This window comes from Terribacillus saccharophilus (assembly GCF_002272075.1).
Classification (GTDB): Bacteria; Bacillota; Bacilli; order Bacillales; family Amphibacillaceae; genus Terribacillus; species Terribacillus saccharophilus_A.
On the sequence record NZ_NPBJ01000013.1, the window covers coordinates 16,758 to 39,564 of the forward strand.

Genomic DNA, 22,807 nt, shown 5'->3' on the forward strand with positions numbered 1-22,807 from the left:
AGCAGCTTATGCAAATGTATAGCTTTCCAGCTGTACTGCTTTGTCAGTCTGCTCCCAAGGGAAGTTTTTATCTGTACGTCCGAAGTGACCGTATGCAGCTGTATCTTTGTAGATTGGCTGACGCAGGTTCAGCATTTTGATGATGCCGGCAGGACGAAGATCGAATAAATCGCGTACCGCTCTCACCAATGCTTCTTCTGACTCTTTGCCTGTTCCGAAAGTATCGATACTGATGGATACTGGTTCAGCAACACCGATCGCATAAGCAAGCTGTACTTCACATTTCTCTGCAAGACCTGCTGCAACGATGTTCTTCGCCACATAACGTGCTGCATAAGCACCGGAACGGTCTACTTTTGTAGCATCTTTTCCGCTGAATGCACCGCCGCCGTGACGAGCATAACCGCCATACGTATCAACAATGATTTTACGTCCAGTCAGACCTGCATCACCTTGTGGTCCGCCGATAACGAATCGTCCAGTCGGGTTAATGATGTATTTCGTATTCTCATCCAGCAATTCAGCTGGAACGACAGGTTTGATAACAAGCTCTTTCAAATCGTTATGAATCTGAGCTTGCTCCACTTCTGGGTGGTGCTGTGTGGAGATGACAATCGTATCAATCCGTACTGGTTGATCGTTTTCGTCATATTCTACTGTTACTTGTGTTTTCCCATCCGGGCGCAAGTAATCTACAGTTTCATCTTTCCGTATCTTAGCCAGTTGCTTGGAAAGACGGTGCGCCAATGAAATTGGCAGCGGCATATATTCTGGTGTTTCATTGCTTGCATAGCCAAACATCAAGCCTTGGTCACCTGCACCGATTGCATCGATCTCTTCGTCCGTCATCAGCCCTTCACGAGCCTCAAGCGCCTGATCGACACCACCTGCAATATCAGGAGATTGCTCATCGATTGCTGTCAATACAGCACATGTATCAGCATCAAAGCCATATTTCGCACGTGTATAACCAATTTCCTTGATTGTTTTACGCACGATGCTTTGGATATCTACATAAGCGCTGGTTGTAATTTCACCTGCAACGAGTACAAGTCCAGTCGTAACAGTCGTTTCACAAGCAACACGGGCATTCGGATCCTTAGCTAGGATTTCATCTAATATAGCATCCGAGATCTGGTCACAGATTTTATCCGGATGCCCTTCAGTAACGGATTCTGAGGTAAATAATCGACGATTAGCAGTCATTCTGCCAAATCCCCCTTCAACTACAATTAATACGGAAGTTTTACTCTTTCCAAGGTATGTTATTAAGAAACTTGATAATGGGTGAAGGTTGAAAGAGCACTATCATTAGTATTGCTCTTTTTTTATTATTAAGCCGTTACATGAAAAAAACCTTCCATCATAACAGAAGGCTGGCTTATTCCCTCTCTTATCGTTCAAGGTATCCCTTGCTCAGGTTGAGCACCATTTCACAAAATGTGACGGTTGCCGGGTTTCTTAGGGCCTGTCCCTCCGCCTACTCTGAATAAGAGTGATTTTCCGTTCGCAACTATGTTATCGGAACAGCCTCCAGAAGTCAACAAAATCATGTTAATACCGACTTAAAAACTCGGAATTATTAACCAATAAAGCATTCACTTATCGATTGCATTTTAAAATAGTATGTATTAATATTTTAATGTGTTATACTAATTAAAACTTCTAAAAAAAAGGCGGGATCCAGATGCGAATGATGCACGCATTAACAGCGCTAGAAGAAATGCGCTCCCAATCCAATGTAAGGAAAAACCTATCAGCAGCTCAGCTGACGGAGGCGGCATTGTCCCGCCAAGAAGCTCGTTTGACAAAGACTGGTGCTTTGCGGGCTGCGACAGGGAAATATACCGGCCGCTCACCAAAGGATAAATTCATCGTCAAAGACGAGCTTTCCGAAAACAAAGTAGACTGGGGAAAAGTCAACCAGCCTATTAGCGAAGAAACATTCGAGCAACTTTTAGGTAAAGTCGTAGACTATCTGCAGGCACAGGAAGAAGTATTCTCATTCCAAGGCTTTGCAGGAGCTGATGAACGTTACCATCTCCCGATACAAGTAATCAACGAATATGCTTGGCATAATCTATTTGCCCACCAATTGTTCATTCGGCCAAATGAGGAGGAGCTGACTGCACATAAACCTGCATTCACTGTCATCTCTGCTCCTGGTGTAAAAGCAGACCCACTAGTCGATGGCACTAATTCAGAAGCATTTGTCATCGTTTCCTTCAAACAGCGTGTAATCGTCATAGGTGGAACGGAATATGCCGGAGAAATGAAGAAATCCATCTTCTCCGTAATGAATTTCCTTCTGCCGCAGCAAGAAATCCTGCCAATGCACTGCTCTGCTAATGTAGGTTCAGATGGAGATACAGCCCTCTTCTTCGGTTTATCCGGAACAGGTAAGACTACATTATCTGCTGATCCGAACAGACCTTTGATCGGAGATGACGAACATGGCTGGTCACCTGATGGAATCTTCAATATTGAAGGCGGCTGTTATGCTAAATGCATCAATCTTTCAGCTGAAAAAGAGCCAGAAATTCATGGCGCCATCAAGTTTGGCACGATTCTTGAAAATGTAGCTGTAGATGAAGCTGGCGTTTGTGACTATAAAGATGGTTCTGTTACAGAAAATACGCGTGCTGCTTACCCGATTGACTACATCAAGGGCAGCCTGGCGAAGAGCTTAGCCGGACATCCAAAAACAATCATTTTCCTGACCGCAGATGCAACTGGCGTGCTGCCGCCAATCAGTAAATTGACAACAGAACAGGCAATGTATCACTTCCTTAGTGGATATACGAGCAAACTTGCTGGCACAGAACGCGGTGTTACAGAACCTGAAGCTACGTTCTCGACTTGCTTCGGTGCTCCATTCCTGCCGCTGGCACCTTCTGTCTATGCTGAGATGCTCGGCGAAAAAATCAGTGAACATCAAGCAGAGGTGTATCTTGTCAATACCGGCTGGACAGGCGGAGATTACCATTCCGGTTCCCGCATGAAGCTTCCGTACACGCGCTCCATGGTCCAGGCTGCTCTCAGCGGAGAATTGCGTAATGCAGAAACTACTCAAGATCCAATTTTCGGCCTGCATGTACCTGTTTCCATTGCAAATGTACCAGCAGAGTTGCTGATGCCGGAAAATGCATGGGAAGACAAAGCAGCTTACAAATCGACCGCACAAGAACTTGCGGTAAAATTCCATCAGAACTTCACAAAATTTGATTTTATCGATGATGCTGTCCGCCAAGCTGGGCCATTATATAGATAAAAAAAGAACTGCCCCAAAAGCTGTTGTTAGCTTTTGGGGCAGTTCTTTTACATTGTCTTTTCAAACTTATCTATATGATGCAATGCACTAGGCAGCACCTTATCTTTCATCATAAAGCTGTATTCAGCATGCTGTGCCAGATGGGAAGGGAACTTTTCGACCAGTACTGGCCCATATGTTTCCATGTAATTGGATTTCTTCCTCAGTTCCGAGATGATGGCATAATAGACATTCTTCACGATATGCCCGGCCTTGCCTGCCACGAAGTACTGACCGACATACTTCAGTTGCTGGACTACACCGCCAGTCTCTTCCATTACTTCCCGCAAAGCCGCATGCTCTGCCGTTTCTCCTTTTTCCACCTTACCGCCAGGGAACTCCAATCCCCTATCTTTATGACGTGTGAGAAGCCATTTGCTTCCGTATCTGCAAATCACCCACACATGTTTAGGCTGATCAGAAAATGGATGATCGGCGAAAGACATCTTCACTTCATTATTGTAGTAATCTCTGAACGTAATCATCTTCCCACTGCCTTCTTCACATCAAACCTACAAGTATTTGACTGCTGCTATCTTCCAGCCTCCGTCATACAAGAATTTGATCTCGATTGTATAGTTACCGTGCAAATCATCGGTATTGCTTTGTGTAATTGTAACATACTTATCGGAGTCTGTTTCCTCTTTGTATGAATTATCAGGATTGAACCAAGCTGGTGTCTCAGTCGGCAGAATGTACAAGCCGTCTGCTTCCTCCGTGAAATAGAAATCGACGATCGGTCCGCTTACATCTCTTGTAGCCACTTCGTCAAAACTTTTCAGCAATTCTTCTTTCGTATTATAGTTTAGAACTTTGTAATTTGTATCAATGTCTTGTGTGACTTTATCCATAAACGCAGCTGTCAGCTGTTCAATTTGTTCTTTATCCAGTTCCGGCTGCTCAGCAGCCTCATTTTTTTCTGCGTTTACTTGTTCAGCTGTTACAGCAGATATATTGTCTGATTGGTATGATAGCGCGAATGTAAATGGGACTAGGAGCGTGATGATAGCAGCTATTGCTTTTTTCCAAGTTGGTTTAAGCATAATTAGTCCTCCTTATGTAGTCATGTTATAGGTATTCCTCATCTTTCTGCTTTTAAAACCCAATTCTTTTGTAGGATTTTCTTACTGTTTGTCGTTTTCTGACACTTAACTTCAATTTGCATTTGAACAGGCATTACCCCCTTGCCTTTCTTTCAGCAATATAAAGAAGTGAAGGTTTAATTTGTAAAATATAGGGAAATAAGCATACGAATTACAAATGGCTTGATGAAAAGATACATACTATACCTTGAACTCAATATCCTTTCTATCTGGCCAACTAAATAATATTGGAGGGTTAGCCTTGAAAAGAACTGAACCTAAGTTGGTTTATACCAGCCATCGCAGAAACTAAAAATCACTCGAAATAATGGAGAAACCATAGAAAACAATTGTAAAGACCATCAATGCCCTATGATGCAACGGTGGAATGTAAGACTTTTTCTCATGGCAATTACTTCACCTAGTCCTGACGTCTCATTTTCTTCTGGGTATTATGCTTCTCTTTTGTAAACATCTGCAAAAAAATCGTAGTAACTTCTTACTGAATGTAGTTTTTTGTAGGAAATTGTGAAGCAAATTCATGTAAAATACGTAATGAATTGATAAGCATTCCATACGGACCAATTTTTAACATCTATTGTACTAAGACATACTCCGTTTGTAATAAGGTAACGGGGTCCGTGAAAAAGCAAATTATTTTGGAGGGATTAGATGAAATCGGTAAAACATCTTGGCTGGTTAGTATTAGCACTAGCACTATTTTTGACTGGGTGCGGAACAGACAGCGCTTCTACAGACGCTGAAGGCAAAGAGAAGAAAGGCCCGACGCCGGAAGAAATCCTGCAAAAATCCGCTGAAGCTAATGAAGACTTGAATAGCTATGATATGGATATGACAATGGATATGGACGTCAAAGCTTCTGGATTGGATCAAACCATGACTACTACAGCGGACGGTACTATCGTAATGGATCCACTTTCCTCAAAACTTAGCATGGAATCCATGGGACAGCAATTCGATATGTATATCAAAGACAATATGATTTATATGTATGAGCCAGCATCTGATATGTGGATGAAGATGGATGCTGAATCCGAAATCGGTGCTTCACTTGGTACTGATCAAGTAGCACAGCCTTTGGATGAGCAGGTCCAGCAAGTTAAGGATCTGGCGGAAAGTATTAAAGTATCCGAAACCGATACAGAGTATGTACTTGATGTAGTAGTAGCAGAGGATAAGATGATGAGCTTTATGGAAGAGCAAATGGGTGCAGCAGGCGAAAGCCTCGAGAGCATGGGTGACTTTACTTTCGATAAGTTCAACTACACAATTTCCATTGATAAAGAGACAAATTATCCTAAGAACATCAAATTGGATATGGTCATGAAGATGGAAGATGCCGGTGAAGAAGCAACTGTCAATGCATTGATGGATATGAACTATGAGAACTACAATGCAACAGACAGCATTGAAATTCCAGCTGAAGCAGAAAGCGCAGTAGACATTTCTGATCAAGCAGCTGCAACTTATTAAACAAGAAAAGGCACCAGGATATCCTGGTGCCTTTTCTTGTATTAGATATTATATTTCACATCTGCATCTTTCTCGAGCTCGTCCACTTTATCGAGCATGACAGTCTGTAAGTTCTGCTGTTCCATTGTCGCTTTCAGCTGGTCCTTGATGTCATCGTATTTCGGCAGACTATCTTCTTGTTTACTTTCTTTAGCCTGTTTTTCCATCTCTTCGTAATATGTCTTCATATCGTCTTCTGTCACTTCTTTTGGTGACAGCTCGCTATCAACATATTTCGTTACAAGCAAGCCTTCCTTCAGCTGCTGCTTATACTCATCTTCTGTAGAGCCTGTAGCTTCCAGTGCCTGATTGAATTGGTCTTCATCTTCAAACTGCTCTTTAGCGGATTTAAGTTCATCGTCCACTTCTTTATCAGAAACCTCGTAGTCTTTATTCTCCGCTTCCTGCAGAAGCAGTTCATTTCCTACAAGACTTTTCAATACTTGTTCCTTCATTTCTTTCGCAGCATCATCTGTTGTCGGATCTGAGCCGCTTGCCTGTGATTGCTGTTGAGCAGAGGATAGAAGTGAATTATACTCTTCACCTTTAATTTCCGTACCATTGACAGTTGCGACTGTTTCGTCCGGATCCACTTGCTGTTTCTCCATCTTCTTCTGCATTTCTTCCATTTGCTTCTGTGCTTCTTCCTGATCGGCTGTTGTAGAAGCATTATCAGTTGATTTATCCTCATCATTCCCGCATGCAGCCAATACAATAGCTAGTACCAGCATCAGGCATAGGGTTGTAATACGTTTCATAAAATAGAAACCCCTCTCTTCATGTATGGTTACGAATGTAACATCTATTAGCACTCAACTCAAGTATACCACGCATTTTTAGTAGAAAAGTAAGAGAAAGACGCCCGGTTAGAGGGCGCCTTTTTTACGCATACTGCTTCTTGCTATTTTTATGGTCTTTCACTACCAGGGCAGCATGTACAGCTCCCGGAACGAAAAAGATTAGCGTTAAAACTAGATTCAAAAGCGCCTTAAATGGCTTACCGGTGAACAACACGGCCACAGGCGGCAATAAAATCGCCAACAGGTACATAAACATAGGTATTCCTCCTCTAAGCTGCATTACTTTAGAAATACCCCTATTTAGTTCATTTGACACCTATTTTCCTGTTGATACCTCACTGGATACATATAGCAGATACTCCATATCTACCTCAACCCCGATACCTGGTTCATCTGGTATTCGGATGCTTCCTTGTTCCACTCGCAGCGGATTGATGAGTAAGTCACGATCAAAATAACGGTCAGATCCAGACAAATCACCAGGGATTGAAAACCCTGGCAAAGAAGCGAGCGCCAGATTATGTGCCTTCGATATACCTGTTTCCACCATTCCTCCACACCAAACAGCTAAGCCAGCTTGCTGACACAAATTGTGTATTCGGATTGCTTCCGTCAAGCCTCCTACCCTTCCAATCTTAATATTAATTGTCCTGCATGCTCCTAACTCGAGAGCCTGCCAAGCATCAGAAAAGCTCTCCACTGTTTCATCAAGACAAATAGATGTGTTCATACGCTGCTGCAGGCGCTGATGCAGAACAATATCCCCTGGAATAAACGGCTGTTCAATCATCTGCAGGTTCAAGCTGTCCAACCCGGCAAGCAAGGAAATATCCTCTTTCTTGTACATGCCATTTCCGTCAATCATGAGCGGAAGTTCTGGATCTATTTCCTTGACCAGCTCAATAGCTCTGCGTTCGTTATATTTTGTGACTTTTAGCTTGGCACGCTCAAAGCCTTGGCTGCGTATCATTTCAATTGTCTGCTCAAGATCGTCAGATAGACTGATAACCGCCCCTGCTTTCGCTTTTGTTCTTGTACCGCCAATACAAGCAACAAGGCTCTTTCCCTGCTGCTTCGCGTATAAATCCCATGCCGCCCCTTCCACAGCAGCCTTGGCCATTTGGTTGCCGACGATGCCAGAAAACAGCTGTGGAACTTCTGTAGGATGATTTACTTTTTTAGCGAATAAAAGCGGAAGTAATGTTTCCTGCAGCAGGATCCAGCTGGATGCAACGGTTTCGCTTGTATAAAAAGGAATAGCAAAAGCAACGCCTTCGCCAAAGCCAGAACACCCTTCATTATCCTGCAGCTCGACGATGATTCCTTCTCTTTCGTTCAGCGCACCAGCATGCGTCGTAAAGGGCTGTTTAAGCGGCAGCGTGTATCGGAATAGACGATAGCTTCTTAGTTCCATCACGCACTTCCTTCATCAAGCAACTGCTGCAGCTTATAGCGCATCAGTTTATTACTGGCATTACGCGGAAGCTCATCCACCCAGTGCCAGTATTTTGGAATTTTATAGCGGGCCAGTCTTTCCTGACAGTATGTCTGTAATTCTTCGACGCTCACATCTGCACTTTTTACAAGGAATGCTACTGGTACGCTCCCCCATTTTGTATCAGTTTTTCCGATGACAGCTGCATCTTTTATAGATGGTTGACTCGTTAAAATGCCTTCCACTTCAGCAGGATAGATATTTTCACCTCCGGAAATGATCAGATCCTTCCTGCGGTCAAGCACATACAAGTAACCATCTTTATCTGTATAACCTACATCCCCTGTCGCCAACCAACCTTCTCGGAAAGCTCCTTCAGTTGCGTTTGGATTCCGATAATATCCTTTGGTGATCATCGGACCTTTCACTTGAATCTCCCCGGGCTCCTCCGGCTTGGCAAAACCAGTTCCGGTCATGATGCGCAGCTGGGCAGGAACAAGCGCTTTTCCGGCAGATCCTAGCTTGCGAATGCTATCCTCAGGGCTTAACGTCACGATTTGTGACGAAGTTTCGGTCATCCCATACGATTGGAAAACAGGAATAGCACGTGCCTTTGACTCCTCCAGCAGATGGAGCGGAGCAGGTCCTCCTCCTAAAAGCATGCAGCGGAACTTCTCGGGATATGTGACACCATCTTCCTCCTGCAGCCGTAGCAAACGCTGTAGCATGACAGTCACCACAGAGACAATCGTCACACCACGGTCTATGATCGCTGTCTGTACGATTTTTTCATCAAAACTCTCGGTCACGTATAGAGGCATTCCATAAATGGCGCTTTTGAAAATAGTCGATAAACCACCCACATGGAACATCGGCAGAGGAGACAGCCACTTATCCTCATGGGAAAGGCCAAGATTCAGGGCAGAACCAATTGCACTCCACCAGTGGTTGCCGAATGTATGTTCAACACCTTTTGGATTGCCGGTTGTGCCGGAAGTGTAGATGATATTAAATACATCATCTAATCGAAGCTCTGTACAGCATGTATACTCCTTTTCAGGCTGCTCGTGCAGCATCTCTATCGTCAGTAAAGCTACACCAGTATCCTTTGCCTGTTTTTCGAATCTTGCTGCTGTGAGCAGTAAATCTGCTTCACTATCTTGCAGCTGGAATGACCATTCAGACGCTGTCAGTCTCGTATTAAGCAGGATCAATGTTGCACCGATATAGCTCAGCGCATGGACAAGCACCACCATCTCCACGCTGTTATGGGATAGCACAGCTACCCGGGATCCTTGTAGAACACCTAGAGAAGCGAGCTTACGAGCCTGGATATCGACTGCTTTATGCAAGTCACCGAATGTAATTTTCGTGCCCTCCGGCGTCTCTAATGCCAAACGCCCTGGACTAAGATCGGCCTGCTTCTGCAGCCAATGCGGGATGATTTCCGTCATGTTACTTCCATTCCTTTCTGTCATAAAGAAGAACCTTTGCAATATGCTGCAAAGGTTCTAGATGGTATCTATTAAGGGAAACGCGGGAATTTCTTGAAGTCAGGTGTGCGTTTTTCCTTGAATGCATCACGGCCTTCCTTCGCTTCATCCGTTGTATAGTAAAGCAATGTTGCGTCTCCGCCCATTTGCTGCAAACCAGCAAGTCCATCTGTATCTGCATTAAGAGAAGCTTTCAAGAAACGCAATGCTGTTGGAGACATGGAAAGCATCTCTTCACACCATTTAACTGTTTCTGCTTCTAGCTGATCCAATGGAACGACTGTATTGACTAGGCCCATATCCAATGCTTCTTGTGCATTGTACTGACGGCATAGGAACCAAATTTCGCGAGCTTTCTTCTGACCGATATTACGCGCAAGAAGACCAGCACCGTATCCAGCGTCGAAGCTTCCGACACGAGGACCTGTTTGACCAAAGATTGCGTTATCAGCAGCAATAGTCAAGTCACAGACTACATGAAGAACATGTCCGCCGCCAATTGCATAACCAGATACTTCGGCAACAACTGGTTTAGGAATGACACGAATTAAACGCTGTAAGTCTAGTACATTCAAGCGAGGAATTTGGTCTTCTCCAACATAGCCGCCATGACCGCGTACTTTTTGGTCACCGCCAGAACAGAATGCTTTATCGCCGACACCAGCAAGCACGATAACACCGATGTTAGAGTCGTCACGAGCGTATGTAAACGCATCGATCAGTTCATTTACCGTTTGCGGACGGAACGCATTGCGAACTTCCGGACGGTTGATCGAAATTTTTGCGATCTGATTGTATTCTTCGTACAAGATATCTTCGTACGTACGGGTAGCTTCCCATGTAATTGCCATTATGATTCCTCCAATATATCCGCTTCATTATGAAGCAAGTATCTTCTTACTATTTTATCAAAGATTCGCGGTTGTTCAACATGGACACAGTGACCGGCTGTCGCAACAATGTGTAACTCTGCTGCTGGCAGCCGTTTTTCCATCTCCTGATTGATACCGACGAATTTATGATCCATCGATCCAGCAACTAAGATTACTGGTTTATCCAAATAGGACAGCTTGTCCCAATAGGAGTCTTGTTTGCCCGTTCCCATAGTCCGGAGTGAACTCGCCAAACCGTTCACTTGCTGCGATAGGCGTTCTTCCCTAATGATCTGCTGGATAAACTCAGGCAAGTTTTTTTGTGTGTCAAACAGCGGGATGCTTTCCCAAAAGTCAATAAACTGCACCACACCATCCGTCTCAAGCCGCCTGGCCAGACGCTCGTCCTGCATTTGCCTGGCCAGCCTTTCCTCTTCTGATCGCAACCCGGGTGATGCACTTTCCAGCAGCATCTCACTTATTCTATCAGGATAGCGGCAGGCAAAAGCAAGAGCAGCTCTCCCTCCCATTGAATACCCGAGCAGCTTGACGTCAGCAATGTTTTGTTGATCCAAAAAATCAGCAACAGCATCCGTGAAGCGGTCCATGGTCAGATCATCCTGAATGGCTGTCTGACCATGACCTGGCATATCTACAGCAATTACGTGATGCTTTTCACTCCACGATTCCAGGAATGACAACCACGTTTGATGCGTGCCAGTAAATCCATGAAACAGCAGGAGTGTATCTGACGCATTAGCACTGCCACTTTCGATATAGTGAAACTTAGGCATGACTAGCATCCAAATAATCTAGCAGCTGCCTCTCGGCTTTCTGCCATTTTTCACGGTGCCAGCTGACATTAGCATCCCGCTCGGTACGCACCTCGATGATATGCATTCCTTTTCTATTATAACTTTCCTGCAAAGCATCGGAAAATGCTGTACGATCATCTGCCAGTGTATAAGGCAGCTGATATAGTCCAGCTGTATGCGCGAAATCCAAATTCGTCGGAGTACCGAAAAGCGCCTCGAAATGAGCTGCCTCTTGAGCTTGCGGCAGGAAGGAGAAGATGCCTCCTCCATTATTATTGATCACAATAATAGTGAGATCGAGGCCGTAGTTGCGGCCTAGCATCAGCCCGTTCATATCGTGATAGAAGGAAAGATCTCCGATTACGAGTGTGGTGCGTTTACCGCTGGCTGCAACACCCAGTGCTGTTGAAACAACACCATCGATTCCATTTGTTCCACGGTTGCACCATGGCTGGATTTGTTTATCTGTTGCAAAGAAAAAGCTGTCCAAATCACGGATCGGCATACTGTTACCAACGAACACATTACTATCCTCGGGCGTTTCACGTAGCATGTCCTGGACGGCTATTCCCTCAGTCAGCTCTTTACTTTCCATATCATCATGCAATACTTCTTGCGCAATTCGGTTCATTTCCTGCCAGGTTGGCAGCCATGTTTCTGGCTTAGCGGCAGGAATTGATGCTAACGCCTCGCAAAGCATAGCCGGATCAGCGTAGATAAATTGCGTGTCCACACCGACTGGTTCACGATAGCCTGCGTGTTTCTCCACGACAATATGTTTATTGCCAGTATATTCTTTCATCAGAAATAGATACGGCTTGGAAACAGGCATAGCGCCAAAACGAATAATAAAGTCCGGCTGCAGTTTCACACGTACAGATTCCGATTTAAGAATCGCATCATATGTTTCAATAATAACATCTTTCGCATGTGCTCCGCTTCGCAATTGTGATAGCGGATCTGCTAATATTGGCAACTGCCACTTTTCTGCAAGATGAACGACTGCATTCGCAAATTCCTTATCCTCCTGAGGGCCGACTACGATCAAGCCTTTTTTAGAGGTTTCAAGAATTTCGGCAAGCTGCTGTACGTGGTTTGCATCCAATTGTGCTGAACCATATAGAGCAGGCTTTGCTGTGTTTTCTCCTGAGGACCAAATGTTCTCAATGGTAAAATCAGGCGTAAGCGGCTCCCGAAACGGAAAATTAAGATGCACTGGTCCTGGATTTCCTTCCAGCGCCTGCTGCATCACTCTAGCTGCTTGCTGCTGCACATATCGCAATGCTGGCGGATTCGCTTCCGGAAGCATCATCTCATGGAACCATTTGACGAAGCCGCCGTACATCTGAATTTGATTGATGGCCTGCGGTGCACCTACGTCCCGCAGTTCATGCGGGCGATCTGCCGTCAAAAGAATCAAAGGGATACGACTGTAAAAAGCCTCAACAACAGCAGGCATATAGTTTGCTGCTGCAGTTCCTGATGTACAGACAAGCGCCACTGGTTTTTGACTTTCCTTCGCAAGACCAAGCGCAAAGAATGCAGCGGATCGCTCATCCAGATTCACCCATTGTTTCATTTGCGGATGCTCTGTCATCATAAGGGCTAGCGGAGTGGAACGAGATCCAGGTGAAATTACGACCTGCTCCACACCGTTTCGCCAAAGTGCATCCACAAAATGTCCGACATATTTGGTCAATGTTTCTATATGACTCATTCTGATACCTCCAAAGCTTCCAGCATTGGACGGAATTTGATTGCCGTCTCTTCGAATTCCATATCTGGATCCGAATCCTTCACGACACCACAGCCTGCAAACAGCACAGCCTGGTTCCCGTCCAGCAAACCAGAACGGATGGCAACGGCAGTATCACCATTACGATAGCTGTCCATCCAGCCTACCGGCGCACCGTACCAGCCTCGTTCAAGCGGTTCTTTTTTTTCAATGAAATCCAATGATTCCTGTTTAGGCAGACCGCCCAATGCAGGTGTTGGATGCAGTTCCTGCACAATCTGCTGCAGCGAGGCTCCAGGCAGGAGTGTGGCAGAAACCGGAGTATGCAAGTGCTGAAGCTGCCGTAGTTTCAATAGCTGCGGTCCATCAGGCACAAGCAAGTCCTTACTATATTTGCTGATTACATCGGTAATCATCTTTACAACGTATTGATGTTCTTCACGATTTTTACTATCTTGTAACAGCGCATTTCCGATCATTTGATCGTCTGTCTCGCTCTTACCGCGCGGAGCAGTTCCTGCGACACAGCTTGTATGCAGTATGCCAGACTCAACACGCACTAGACGCTCCGGCGTTGCCCCAAGAAAACATGCTGAGCCATTTTCGACAGCAAAAATAAAACTGTCCTTTTGGGTGTCCAGCAAATTACGAAGCACACCAGCTGCATGAAGCTTCTCTTCAAATTCAAGTTTCATCGCTCGCGCCAGCACAACTTTATCCAATTCAGTCGATTTTATTGTGTCCGTTGCTTCTTTTACTAATCGCTTCCATGCTTGTGACTCTAGCTCTTCCTTCCTAATGAGCTCCGTCTGCAGCGCAGGAAGATCTTTTTCAGCGAACAGCTGCTCGAGCTGCCCAAGTATAGTAGTGATTTGACTCTCTATATTCGAACCATCCACTAACTGATTAATTGTTACATAATATTCTTTCTCCGTTTTGGTCAAAGTAAAAGCAGGTATGCGATATTGTGTATCTGGAAAGTCCTGCCACAGTTCACGTTCACGCTCCTGCTGAAAGTTCATTCCACTAAAAGCAACAGGGCCTGTTCCAGCTCTCAAAGAAAGATTGTGAACAACTGCACTTTCTATAACATGCTCCCATTCATCAGCAGTACGCATATCCAATATTGCCGGTCCTGCACCAACCAAGTAAAGATCATCTTTTTGGCTGTACCAGAAATGGCGGTTTCCTTCTAAAGAAGAACCATTAGCAAAGAAACGGAGAGGATCTATCGCTCCGACTTTCTCAGTCCAGCTGACCAGTATTTGCTGTTGCTGCTTATCAGCAGCTTTACGAAGAAAAGACTCGAAATCTGTCTTATATTGTTGAATCATATTTTCCGACCTCCACATTACTGCAAGGACAATTAAAGTTCATTTACGTTCATTTTCTGATGTCCTTCCCTATTCTATTCCCTTTTTCGCCGATAAACAAGGAGTAGCACTTGATAACTTATTTTAAGTAAGCAATTAACGTTGACATGCTATCTTTGTTTCCCTAAAATTAATATGATATAATGCCCTGCATTTTTAAGGAGAGAAAGTATTATGCAATCTATCGGGAACGATAACGTGCGACAAGCACTTAATGAGCGCGAAGGCTTCCAAATTTGGTGGCGCCTGATGCGTCCTCATACTTTGACGGCTTCCTTCGTGCCTGTCTTTATAGGAACGATGCTCGCTGCATTGGATGGCAAGATCAACTGGCTGCTTTTCGGAGCTATGCTGCTTGCATGTATGCTGATCCAATGTGCGACGAATATGTTCAATGAGTATTATGACTTTGTCCGCGGCCTGGATAATGAACAGTCTGTTGGAATCGGCGGTACCATTGTACGCGACGGTATCAAGCCGAAAACCGTTTTGTCACTAGCATTGACTTTCTATGCTATCAGCATGCTGTTAGGCGTTTATATTTGCATGGAATCCAGCTGGTATATTGCATTAATCGGACTAGCATGTATGCTTTGCGGTTATTTGTATACAGGAGGACCTTATCCAATTTCCTACACACCTTTCGGGGAATTGACATCTGGAGTTTTTATGGGCGCAATCATCATTTGCATAACATATTACATCCAGACATTAACACTTACTGGTGATGTTGTATTGATCAGTATTCCTGTGACTATTTTCATTGCGTGTATCAATTTCGCCAATAACCTGCGTGACCATGACGGTGACAAAGTAAACGGCAGAAGAACAGTTGCGATCCTGCTCGGCCGTAAAAAAGGTGTTACCTTCCTTGGCATTTGTTTTATTGTCAGCTATGTCATTACTGCTGTGTTCATTGCTGTAGGATTACTTCCAATTTGGGCGGTCATCACATTCTTGAGCATTAAGAAAGCTCGTGATGCTTACCGTGGTTTCATTGGCAAGACAATACCGCTTGAGATGATGCCTGCGATGAAGGCAACAGGTCAAACAAATACAATTTATGGTCTATTGCTTGTGATTGCTTTACTGATCCAGCAATTCGTACCACTTTCATTCTGACTTTAGAAGCGGGCATCCAGCCCGCTTTTTTATATAGGTTTAATACATACTAGTACGGGAAATACATTACATACAGAAAGCAGGTTACTATATATGAACTTCTCAGATACATTAATGGAGCAGCTGCAAATGCGTGTGGTCGAAGCAAATAAGGATCAGGTTGTGATGGAGATGCCCGTCGGACCGCATAACAGACAGCCAATGGGTTTCTTGCACGGTGGTGCTAGCGTAGCTTTGGCAGAAACAGCAGCAAGTATTGGAGGCAACCTGCATGCAGATCCTGCAACACAGGCTGTGTTTGGCCTGGAGATCAACGCAAACCATATTCGCAGTGTTCGGTCTGGCATCGTAACTGCAGTCGCTTCTCCGATTCATGTTGGAAAATCGACGATGGTATGGCAAATATCCATTTCGGATGAGAATGAAGACCTGCTCTGTATCGCCCGCTGTACGCTGGCCGTTAAAACGAGAAGGCAATAAAGGAGATGGATTGAAAATGGATAAAAATAAACTGGATTATTTCCGTAAGCAATTGCTTGCGATGAAGGAAGAAGCAGAGGAACAAATTAAAGGCAACGATAGTTATAACAGCGCTAAAGAATTCCCTAATGATTCTACCGGCGAGCTTTCGACAATTGTCAATCACCCAGGTGACCTTGGCACAGAAATGCATGATCGTGAAACTGCAGAAACATTGAAAGAAGCAGCACGTGAACGCCTTCGTGATATTGAGGATGCATTAGACCGAATCGAAGAAGGTACGTATGGAGTAAGCGAGAAATCCGGCGAACCTATCCCTGAGGAACGGCTGAAGGCTGAACCTACCGCCCGCTTGCTAGTAGAGGAACAAGCTGAAGTTGAAGAGACAAGAAGAGCATAAAAAGTGCATAAGAAAAGGCACCCTCGCAGGGTGCCTTTGTTGATATTGCGGCGTGTAAAGCCATGTGGCCACATCCACACGTGTCTAAGACGTGCTTTACCGACTTATGCAATTCAGCTCATCGCTAGACTATTGTAGCATGGATTATCTTGCTTTGCAACAACTTTTTCAGTCAAATAAAAAAGCTCCCAAATCGGGAGCTTTTCTTATGCTGCAGCTGTTCTTTTACGCTTCGCGAACCAAGGTTTCAGTTTTGCAAATAGCGGCACGAAGACGATTGCTATGATGATACCTTTCAAAAGGTTGAATGGTAGGATACCAGCAACGACTGCTGCCCATTTCGCATCAGCACTTAGGACAGGAGAACCCAGGAAAATGCTATATAATGGCAGAACAACAAAGTAATTTAGTACACCCATTCCTACAGCCATGGTAACTGTACCTGTAGCCAATCCTGACACGAGTGTTTTTTTGCCTGCTTTGAATTTATGATAAAAGTATGCAACCGGCATTACGAAGAGCATGCCTGCCAGGAAATTCGCCACGACACCAACCGGGTCCCCAGCTCCTGTAAAGATAAGATATAATAAGTTCTTGATTGCTTCGACAGCAACACCTGCAAGCGGTGAAAACAGCAGTGCTGCAATCAGTACCGGAATCTCACTGAAATCTATCTTCAAGTAAGGCGGCAGAAATGGAAGCGGGAAATTGAGCAGCATAAGCACCATGCTGATCGCTCCCAGTAAAGCGAAAGTGATTGATTTTGTTAACTTGGATGAACGCATAATCGTTCTCCTCCTTCATCTTGTTTATCGATTCTAACTCTTGATGAAGGGGAAGCAGCCTATCTACGTTAAAAAACCCCGGAGCATAACGCTCTGGGGCTTGGAATATACGCAAATAAGCATGAAGATGTTAAGCATACAAATATCGTATGGAAACAAGGATAGCCCGTTCGGCATCCCTCTTCTGCTTCGTATCTTCTCCCATCCAGACTTTCACTGTCGGTCCCGGACTTGCACCGGATCAGCCGCAGAACTAAGTTCTGCGGGTCACGGACTTCAGCAGTGTTTCCTGCTGTCACCGTCGGTCGGGAATTACACCCTGCCCCGAAGATAGAATCGATTTAGTTTTGTTATTATATTATAACTGCTTTCTGTGCATTTGCAACCCCTATGCTCACAGGTCTAATGGATTCAAGCTTTCTTCGCCAGTCAGGTTTGTCAGGAATTTTACCAATAGATCGATTTCCTGCTGAATGACCTGCAGACTGACTGTTTCCACCGGGGAGTGCATATAGCGAAGCGGCAAAGACACAAGCGCTGTCGATACACCTTTACCTGAATAGCGCATCTTATCGGCATCAGTTCCGGTAGCGCGAGGCGTCAGTTCGTATTGCAGCGGAATGTCTAGTTCCTTCGCTGCTTGTTCCAGTATAATATTCGCTTTTCTGTTGATTGGTGCCCCTTTAGCCAGTACGGGACCTCCGTCCAAGCTGACGTCCACTGCTTTCCGTTTGTTGACACCTGGATGGTCAGTTGCAAATGTAACATCACATGCAATCGCTAAATCCGGCTGAATACCAGCTGCTGCGAAATACGCTCCACCCATATTTGTTTCTTCGTTTACAGTGCTGACTGCATATACGCCAACATTAACGTTCTCTTTCTTAAGCCGGCGGACAACTTCTCCTATGATGAATGAACCTGTACGGTTATCCAAACCTCGCCCAGTCAAATAACGATCCATCAGCACTGATGGCTGCCGCTGGTAGACGATCAAGTCACCTACTTGTACGTACTGCTCCATTTCCTGCTTGGACTTTGCCCCGCAATCAATATACAGATCCGGCAGTTCAAAATCACCCTTCACTCCTCCAAGATGCATCGCATTCACACCGACTACGCCCGGAATGGTCTTGTTATAACCTATCACCTGTACGGTCATTCCCAATGCCGCTTTTGCATTAAAGCGTCCCATTTCGTCAATCTGCAGGAAACCATTCGCATCAATTCCGGTGACGACCATCGCGATTTCATCACAATGCCCAGCGAGAAGGACTTTGAACTCTGCATCTGGATTTACGACTGCAATCGCATTACCTGACACATCAGTACGCATCTCATCTGCGTATGGAGCGTATTCCTTCATCCACTTTTTTTGTATGTCCATTTCATAGCTGGACGGAGATGCCGTCCGCAGTAATTCCATTAAAAATTCTTGATTATCTAGTTGCATATGTATTCCGCCTTTATATAGAGTCTTGTATCACTGTAGCATAAACAGAGGCTTATTTGTTTAGTTTATCCTACCGCTCGGGTAAACTAAACATCAGAAAGGATGAGACACATGACGACATTAAACGAATGGTTTGAAAAAGGAATAAATATCGATGCTTATTTGGACTCCATGCAAACACATAAAGAAAATACAATGCATATTTACGATCACTACGAACTTCCAGCCGATACGGATTTTTTCAATACACTCCGTTCCCAAAAACTGCGTGCTATCGTACTGACAGAAGACTGGTGCGGGGATGCTATGCTAAACCTGCCAATTTTTTATCATATTGCACAGGCCGGAGCAATTGATGTGCGCATCCTTCATCGTGATGAAAACCTTGAGTTGATGGATCAATACCTAACTAATGGGAAAAGCCGTTCCATTCCGATCATAATCTTTATTAACCAAAATGGGGATGAAGTTGCAAAATGGGGTCCAAGAGCTCCTGAACTACAAGTATATATAGATGAATCCTTCAGCAGTCTGCCAGATAAGGATGCACCTGAATATGAAGAAAAACGCAATCAGATGCTCACTTTTATTACAAAATCCTATCGTGACAATACAGACTTCTGGCAGCGCGTCTATGCAAGTTTTAAACGCGGCCTTGAAGAAGCATAAAAACATCCATTACGGATGTTTTTTTGTTTGCATATCTTACACAGCAGGAATGTATCACACCTCTTCCATATCACATGAATTGGCGCTCCATCTCAGTTGCCAGTTTGCAGCTTGGTCCATATTCAATCAGCTCATAATACAGTCCTAATTTTGCTAGTTGGGCTGCTCGCTGACAGATTGCTTCTTTATCGGCAGCTTCATACTTACACAGTACTTGGTTTAAGAAATTCGAGCTTATCTGGCTGATTCCAACAAAATCAATGGCTGGATCTCCTATATGCATATCACTAAAATCGATAATTCCGACCTGAGAATTCGATTTTTCCCACAATATATGCGCTGATCTTAAATCTCCATGGACAACAGCCGTACAAACTGGCTGCAGTTCAGCAAACAATCTCTCTGTATGATGGATGACGAAAGCAGGTAATTCTGGATAAAAGCTTCTTATTTTTTGATAAAGTGTCTCATAATATGACCTGTCTCTTTTTGGCAAACTGTAACTGGTCACGTCCAGTTGGTGGAGCCTTGTGAGAAAGACTCCTAGCTGACCCGCGATATTTTCAAGCGATACATCTAACATGTTTGCAGAAACCGGATGCCCTGGTATGTATGGATAGAGCATCGCTTCTCTGCACTCCGGAGTCGTACAGATGGTGAATGCCGGCAGTGCAATATTTGTTTTGTTCTGTAAATTCTTGAGCAACTTCTCCTCTTCCCGGTTGATTGTTACATCTTTTTTCGGCAGTCGCAATATCCAGTGGCCATTCAGTACATATACGTCATGATCCCAGCCCGAATTAATAGCTTCTACTTGCCTGATTGGCTCCTGCAAGTGCCCTTCCAGCCATGCTGCTGTCAATTTATCCAACCCTTCTCCTCCTGTCCGTTTAAAGCAAGTGAATATACATATACTAACAAAAAATCGAGGAGGGATAGCATGGTTACACAGTTTCTGCGCCGTTTCTATTTCCGCCTTCCCATATTTGTACGTCTCTTTTCTACTATACTTGTGGTGATGGTGTTATTCGGCATATGCATGCGCCACATAGAACCGAAGCAATTCCCAACTTATTTTGACGGTATCTGGTGGGCATTCGTCACTGCTTCCACTGTCGGCTATGGAGACTTGATTCCGGAAACATTGTATGGCAAGATACTTGCAATTTTCCTCATCCTATCTGGAGCTGGTCTTGTTACTTTTTCTTTGACCACCATTGCTGCCGGAACTGTAAAGTATACCCAGGATCTTTCCAAAGGGCTTACTGAGTTCAAAGGAAGTAATCATATCATCATTATTGGCTGGAATGAGCGGACCAGGACACTGCTTGAAAAGCTGAATGAAAAACACCCGGAACAGTCTGTCGTCTTAATCGATCAGTCACTAACTATGCTCCCCTACCGGGAACATACTTTACACTTCATCCGAGGAGACGCATCTGAGGATAAGACCCTTCAAAAAGCGAATATCCAATATGCAAAGACCGCTATTATTACTGCAAACGCTGGCAAAAACGAGAAACAGATTGATTACATGACGATTCTGACAGCAATTGCTTTACGAGGAAACAATCCAAATCTTCATATCGTGGCCGAAGTGCTGACGCATAGTCAGAAGGAAAACCTTCGCCGTGCAGGAGCAGATGTCGTCATCCGATCAAATGATTTCGTGAGCACATTGTTTTTCCACGAAGTGTATCATAAAGAAAAGAAAAGTCATCTGGAGCTGCTGCTGCATTTTCTGAAAGAACAGGAAATTCGAAGTATATCATTGCCGAGTGAATTAGCAGGTAAAAGCTTCTTTGAAGCAAGCCGTTATTTTGCCCGTAAAGAGAAGACGGCAATTGGTTATATGCGTGGAGAAACAATAGATATGAGTCCAGACTTCCAGGAACCGATGCTTCAGGAAGACAGCATCATCACCTTGCAGCATATCGAATAAAAAATCCCTTCTGCCACCAGGGCCAGAAGGGATTTATCAATTATAATCTTTTTTCTAATTTTGCTTTTTCTTCTTCATAGCCAGGCTTGCCAAGCAGTGCGAACATGTTCTTCTTATATGCTTCCACTCCTGGCTGATCGAACGGATTCACACCAAGCAAGTATCCGCTGATTGCACATGCTTTCTCGAAGAAGTATACCAGATACCCGAAGCTGAACGAATCCAGTGCTGGAACTTCTACGACTAAGTTCGGTACGTTACCATCTGTATGAGCAAGCAGTGTACCCTGGAACGCTTTGTAGTTCACTTGATCAACTGTCTGACCTGCAAGATAGTTCAGGCCATCAAGGTCTTCCTCTTCCGCTTCTATGGTCACATCAGAGACAGGCTGTTTCACAAGCACGACTGTTTCGAACAAGTCGCGGCGGCCTTCCTGCACATATTGACCTAGGGAATGTAAATCTGTAGAAAAGTTAGCAGACGCCGGGAACAATCCTTTCAAATCCTTCCCTTCACTTTCACCGAACAATTGTTTCCACCATTCACTGAAATACTGCAATGATGGCTCGTAGTTCACAAGCAGTTCGATATTCTTACCTTTGTTATAAAGAACGTTTCGGATAGCTGCGTATTGATATGCCGGGTTCTCCTTCAGATCAGATACAGACAGTTCTTCCTGCGCCTTTTGCGCGCCAGACATGATGCTGTCGATATCAACACCAGCAGCTGCAATTGGCAATAGTCCCACAGCTGTCAGCACAGAGAAACGGCCGCCAACATCATCAGGGATGACGAACGACTCATATCCTTCTTTGCTGGCAAGTGTTTTCAAAGCACCTCTTGCTTTATCCGTTGTGGCATAAATACGCTTGCGTGCTTCTTCGACTCCGTACTTCTCTTCCAAATACTTTTTGAAGATACGGAAGGCAATTGCTGGTTCAGTTGTTGTACCACTTTTGGATATAACATTCACACTGACATCTTTGCCCTTAATTGCATCAAGCAGCTGATTCAAATATGGGGCACTGATGCTATTGCCGACAAAGAATACTTGTGGTGCTTTGCGGTCTTCTTTAGAAAGTACGTTGAAAAAGCTGTGTGTCAGTGCTTCAATTGCCGCACGAGCGCCAAGATAAGAACCGCCAATTCCGACAACGAGCAAAACATCCGAATCAGATTGGATCTTCGCTGCTGCCTGCTTGATACGAGCGAACTCTTCTTTGTCGTAATCCGTCGGTAATTCGAGCCAGCCTAAGAAATCATTGCCGGCACCTGTTTTATTATGTAATTGTTCATGCGCAGCCTGCACGAGCGGTGCAAGGTAATCCAGTTCCTGCTCCCCGATATATGGCAACGCTTTCTTATAATCAAATCCGATGTGTGTCATATTCATCCTCCTTGAAACTGCTTACTATAGCAACTTTACCGAAACTGGACAAGTAAATCAAGAATTGTTATAGGAATATAATCGGTCAACAAAGGCATGCTAAGAAAGATTTATCATCTCG

Annotated in this window: 22 protein-coding genes and 2 riboswitches; of the genes, 7 read left to right on the top strand and 15 right to left on the bottom strand. The window is 44.4% G+C overall.

The window, feature by feature from the left end; all coding sequences use genetic code 11:
- Positions 1–6: 6 nt before the first annotated feature.
- Positions 7–1,206 (bottom strand): methionine adenosyltransferase, encoded by a 1,200-nt coding sequence (metK, locus tag CHH48_RS06175; RefSeq protein WP_095218284.1) that lies wholly within the window; start codon positions 1,204–1,206, stop codon positions 7–9.
- Between the two features lie 184 nt (positions 1,207–1,390).
- A riboswitch (SAM riboswitch) is annotated at positions 1,391–1,496 on the bottom strand.
- A gap of 191 nt (positions 1,497–1,687) precedes the next feature.
- Here metK and pckA point away from each other — a divergent pair.
- On the top strand, positions 1,688–3,271 hold the full coding sequence (gene pckA, locus CHH48_RS06180; protein WP_095218285.1) for a phosphoenolpyruvate carboxykinase (ATP): 1,584 nt from the start codon (positions 1,688–1,690) through the stop codon (positions 3,269–3,271).
- Positions 3,272–3,318: 47 nt separating this feature from the next.
- On the opposite strand, the gene ytkD is transcribed toward pckA, so the two are convergent.
- Both ytkD and CHH48_RS06190 read right to left on the bottom strand, forming a co-directional pair.
- Complete coding sequence (gene ytkD, locus CHH48_RS06185) at positions 3,319–3,795, bottom strand: RNA deprotection pyrophosphohydrolase (RefSeq protein WP_095218286.1); 477 nt, start codon at positions 3,793–3,795, stop codon at positions 3,319–3,321.
- A gap of 27 nt (positions 3,796–3,822) precedes the next feature.
- Positions 3,823–4,353 carry a hypothetical protein gene (locus tag CHH48_RS06190; RefSeq protein ID WP_095218287.1) on the bottom strand — a complete coding sequence of 177 codons (531 nt, stop codon included), beginning with the start codon at positions 4,351–4,353 and terminating at the stop codon, positions 3,823–3,825.
- Between the two features lie 711 nt (positions 4,354–5,064).
- On the opposite strand from CHH48_RS06190, the gene CHH48_RS06195 reads away from it, so the two are divergent.
- Positions 5,065–5,886, top strand: coding sequence for a DUF6612 family protein (locus CHH48_RS06195; protein WP_095218288.1), 822 nt, complete (start codon positions 5,065–5,067; stop codon positions 5,884–5,886).
- Between the two features lie 41 nt (positions 5,887–5,927).
- Here CHH48_RS06195 and CHH48_RS06200 read toward each other — a convergent pair whose 3' ends face one another.
- From CHH48_RS06200 to CHH48_RS06235, 8 genes are all read right to left on the bottom strand, one after another.
- Complete coding sequence (locus tag CHH48_RS06200) at positions 5,928–6,683, bottom strand: SurA N-terminal domain-containing protein (protein ID WP_095218289.1); 756 nt, start codon at positions 6,681–6,683, stop codon at positions 5,928–5,930.
- Positions 6,684–6,807: 124 nt separating this feature from the next.
- Positions 6,808–6,975 carry a YqaE/Pmp3 family membrane protein gene (locus tag CHH48_RS06205; RefSeq protein ID WP_245609735.1) on the bottom strand — a complete coding sequence of 56 codons (168 nt, stop codon included), beginning with the start codon at positions 6,973–6,975 and terminating at the stop codon, positions 6,808–6,810.
- A gap of 66 nt (positions 6,976–7,041) precedes the next feature.
- Positions 7,042–8,139 (bottom strand): o-succinylbenzoate synthase, encoded by a 1,098-nt coding sequence (gene menC, locus CHH48_RS06210; RefSeq protein WP_095218290.1) that lies wholly within the window; start codon positions 8,137–8,139, stop codon positions 7,042–7,044.
- Complete coding sequence (locus CHH48_RS06215) at positions 8,139–9,614, bottom strand: o-succinylbenzoate--CoA ligase (protein WP_095218291.1); 1,476 nt, start codon at positions 9,612–9,614, stop codon at positions 8,139–8,141. Before CHH48_RS06215 ends, menC begins: the two co-directional genes overlap by 1 nt.
- 71 nt (positions 9,615–9,685) lie before the next feature.
- Positions 9,686–10,504 carry a 1,4-dihydroxy-2-naphthoyl-CoA synthase gene (menB, locus tag CHH48_RS06220; RefSeq protein ID WP_038565044.1) on the bottom strand — a complete coding sequence of 273 codons (819 nt, stop codon included), beginning with the start codon at positions 10,502–10,504 and terminating at the stop codon, positions 9,686–9,688.
- Positions 10,504–11,319, bottom strand: a complete 816-nt coding sequence (menH, locus tag CHH48_RS06225) for a 2-succinyl-6-hydroxy-2,4-cyclohexadiene-1-carboxylate synthase (protein WP_176466388.1) — start codon at positions 11,317–11,319, stop codon at positions 10,504–10,506. Before menH ends, menB begins: the two co-directional genes overlap by 1 nt.
- Positions 11,312–13,057, bottom strand: a complete 1,746-nt coding sequence (gene menD / locus CHH48_RS06230) for a 2-succinyl-5-enolpyruvyl-6-hydroxy-3-cyclohexene-1-carboxylic-acid synthase (protein WP_095218293.1) — start codon at positions 13,055–13,057, stop codon at positions 11,312–11,314. Before menD ends, menH begins: the two co-directional genes overlap by 8 nt.
- On the bottom strand, positions 13,054–14,409 hold the full coding sequence (locus CHH48_RS06235; protein ID WP_176466387.1) for an isochorismate synthase: 1,356 nt from the start codon (positions 14,407–14,409) through the stop codon (positions 13,054–13,056). The genes menD and CHH48_RS06235 overlap by 4 nt, the downstream gene beginning before the upstream one ends.
- A gap of 213 nt (positions 14,410–14,622) precedes the next feature.
- On the opposite strand from CHH48_RS06235, the gene CHH48_RS06240 reads away from it, so the two are divergent.
- The 3 genes from CHH48_RS06240 to CHH48_RS06250 all read left to right on the top strand — a co-directional run bounded on the left by CHH48_RS06240 (position 14,623) and on the right by CHH48_RS06250 (position 16,450).
- On the top strand, positions 14,623–15,570 hold the full coding sequence (locus CHH48_RS06240) for a 1,4-dihydroxy-2-naphthoate polyprenyltransferase (protein ID WP_095218295.1): 948 nt from the start codon (positions 14,623–14,625) through the stop codon (positions 15,568–15,570).
- A gap of 93 nt (positions 15,571–15,663) precedes the next feature.
- Positions 15,664–16,050, top strand: a complete 387-nt coding sequence (locus CHH48_RS06245) for a hotdog fold thioesterase (protein ID WP_095218296.1) — start codon at positions 15,664–15,666, stop codon at positions 16,048–16,050.
- Positions 16,051–16,066: 16 nt separating this feature from the next.
- A complete protein-coding gene (locus CHH48_RS06250) occupies positions 16,067–16,450 on the top strand; it encodes a TraR/DksA C4-type zinc finger protein (RefSeq protein ID WP_093880306.1) in 384 nt (127 codons plus the stop codon).
- A 206-nt stretch (positions 16,451–16,656) separates the two neighbouring features.
- On the opposite strand, the gene CHH48_RS06255 is transcribed toward CHH48_RS06250, so the two are convergent.
- Positions 16,657–17,235: an ECF transporter S component gene (locus CHH48_RS06255; RefSeq protein WP_095218297.1), complete on the bottom strand. Its 579-nt coding sequence runs from the start codon at positions 17,233–17,235 to the stop codon at positions 16,657–16,659.
- 189 nt (positions 17,236–17,424) lie between these two features.
- Positions 17,425–17,571: riboswitch (FMN riboswitch) on the bottom strand.
- 58 nt (positions 17,572–17,629) lie between these two features.
- The gene (locus CHH48_RS06260; RefSeq protein WP_095218298.1) at positions 17,630–18,688 is read right to left on the bottom strand and encodes a M20/M25/M40 family metallo-hydrolase; all 1,059 of its coding nucleotides are present in this window, start codon (positions 18,686–18,688) and stop codon (positions 17,630–17,632) included.
- A 111-nt stretch (positions 18,689–18,799) separates the two neighbouring features.
- Between CHH48_RS06260 and CHH48_RS06265 the strand changes: the two genes are divergently transcribed.
- Entirely contained in the window at positions 18,800–19,357 is a 558-nt protein-coding gene (locus tag CHH48_RS06265) for a thioredoxin family protein (protein ID WP_095218299.1), read from the top strand.
- A gap of 70 nt (positions 19,358–19,427) precedes the next feature.
- Here CHH48_RS06265 and CHH48_RS06270 read toward each other — a convergent pair whose 3' ends face one another.
- Positions 19,428–20,228: a phosphotransferase family protein gene (locus tag CHH48_RS06270; protein WP_176466386.1), complete on the bottom strand. Its 801-nt coding sequence runs from the start codon at positions 20,226–20,228 to the stop codon at positions 19,428–19,430.
- 69 nt (positions 20,229–20,297) lie between these two features.
- Between CHH48_RS06270 and CHH48_RS06275 the strand changes: the two genes are divergently transcribed.
- Entirely contained in the window at positions 20,298–21,299 is a 1,002-nt protein-coding gene (locus CHH48_RS06275; protein ID WP_175074690.1) for a potassium channel family protein, read from the top strand.
- A gap of 40 nt (positions 21,300–21,339) precedes the next feature.
- Here the strand turns inward: CHH48_RS06275 and CHH48_RS06280 are convergent, their stop codons facing one another.
- Positions 21,340–22,686: a glucose-6-phosphate isomerase gene (locus tag CHH48_RS06280; RefSeq protein WP_095218302.1), complete on the bottom strand. Its 1,347-nt coding sequence runs from the start codon at positions 22,684–22,686 to the stop codon at positions 21,340–21,342.
- Positions 22,687–22,807 lie beyond the last annotated feature (121 nt).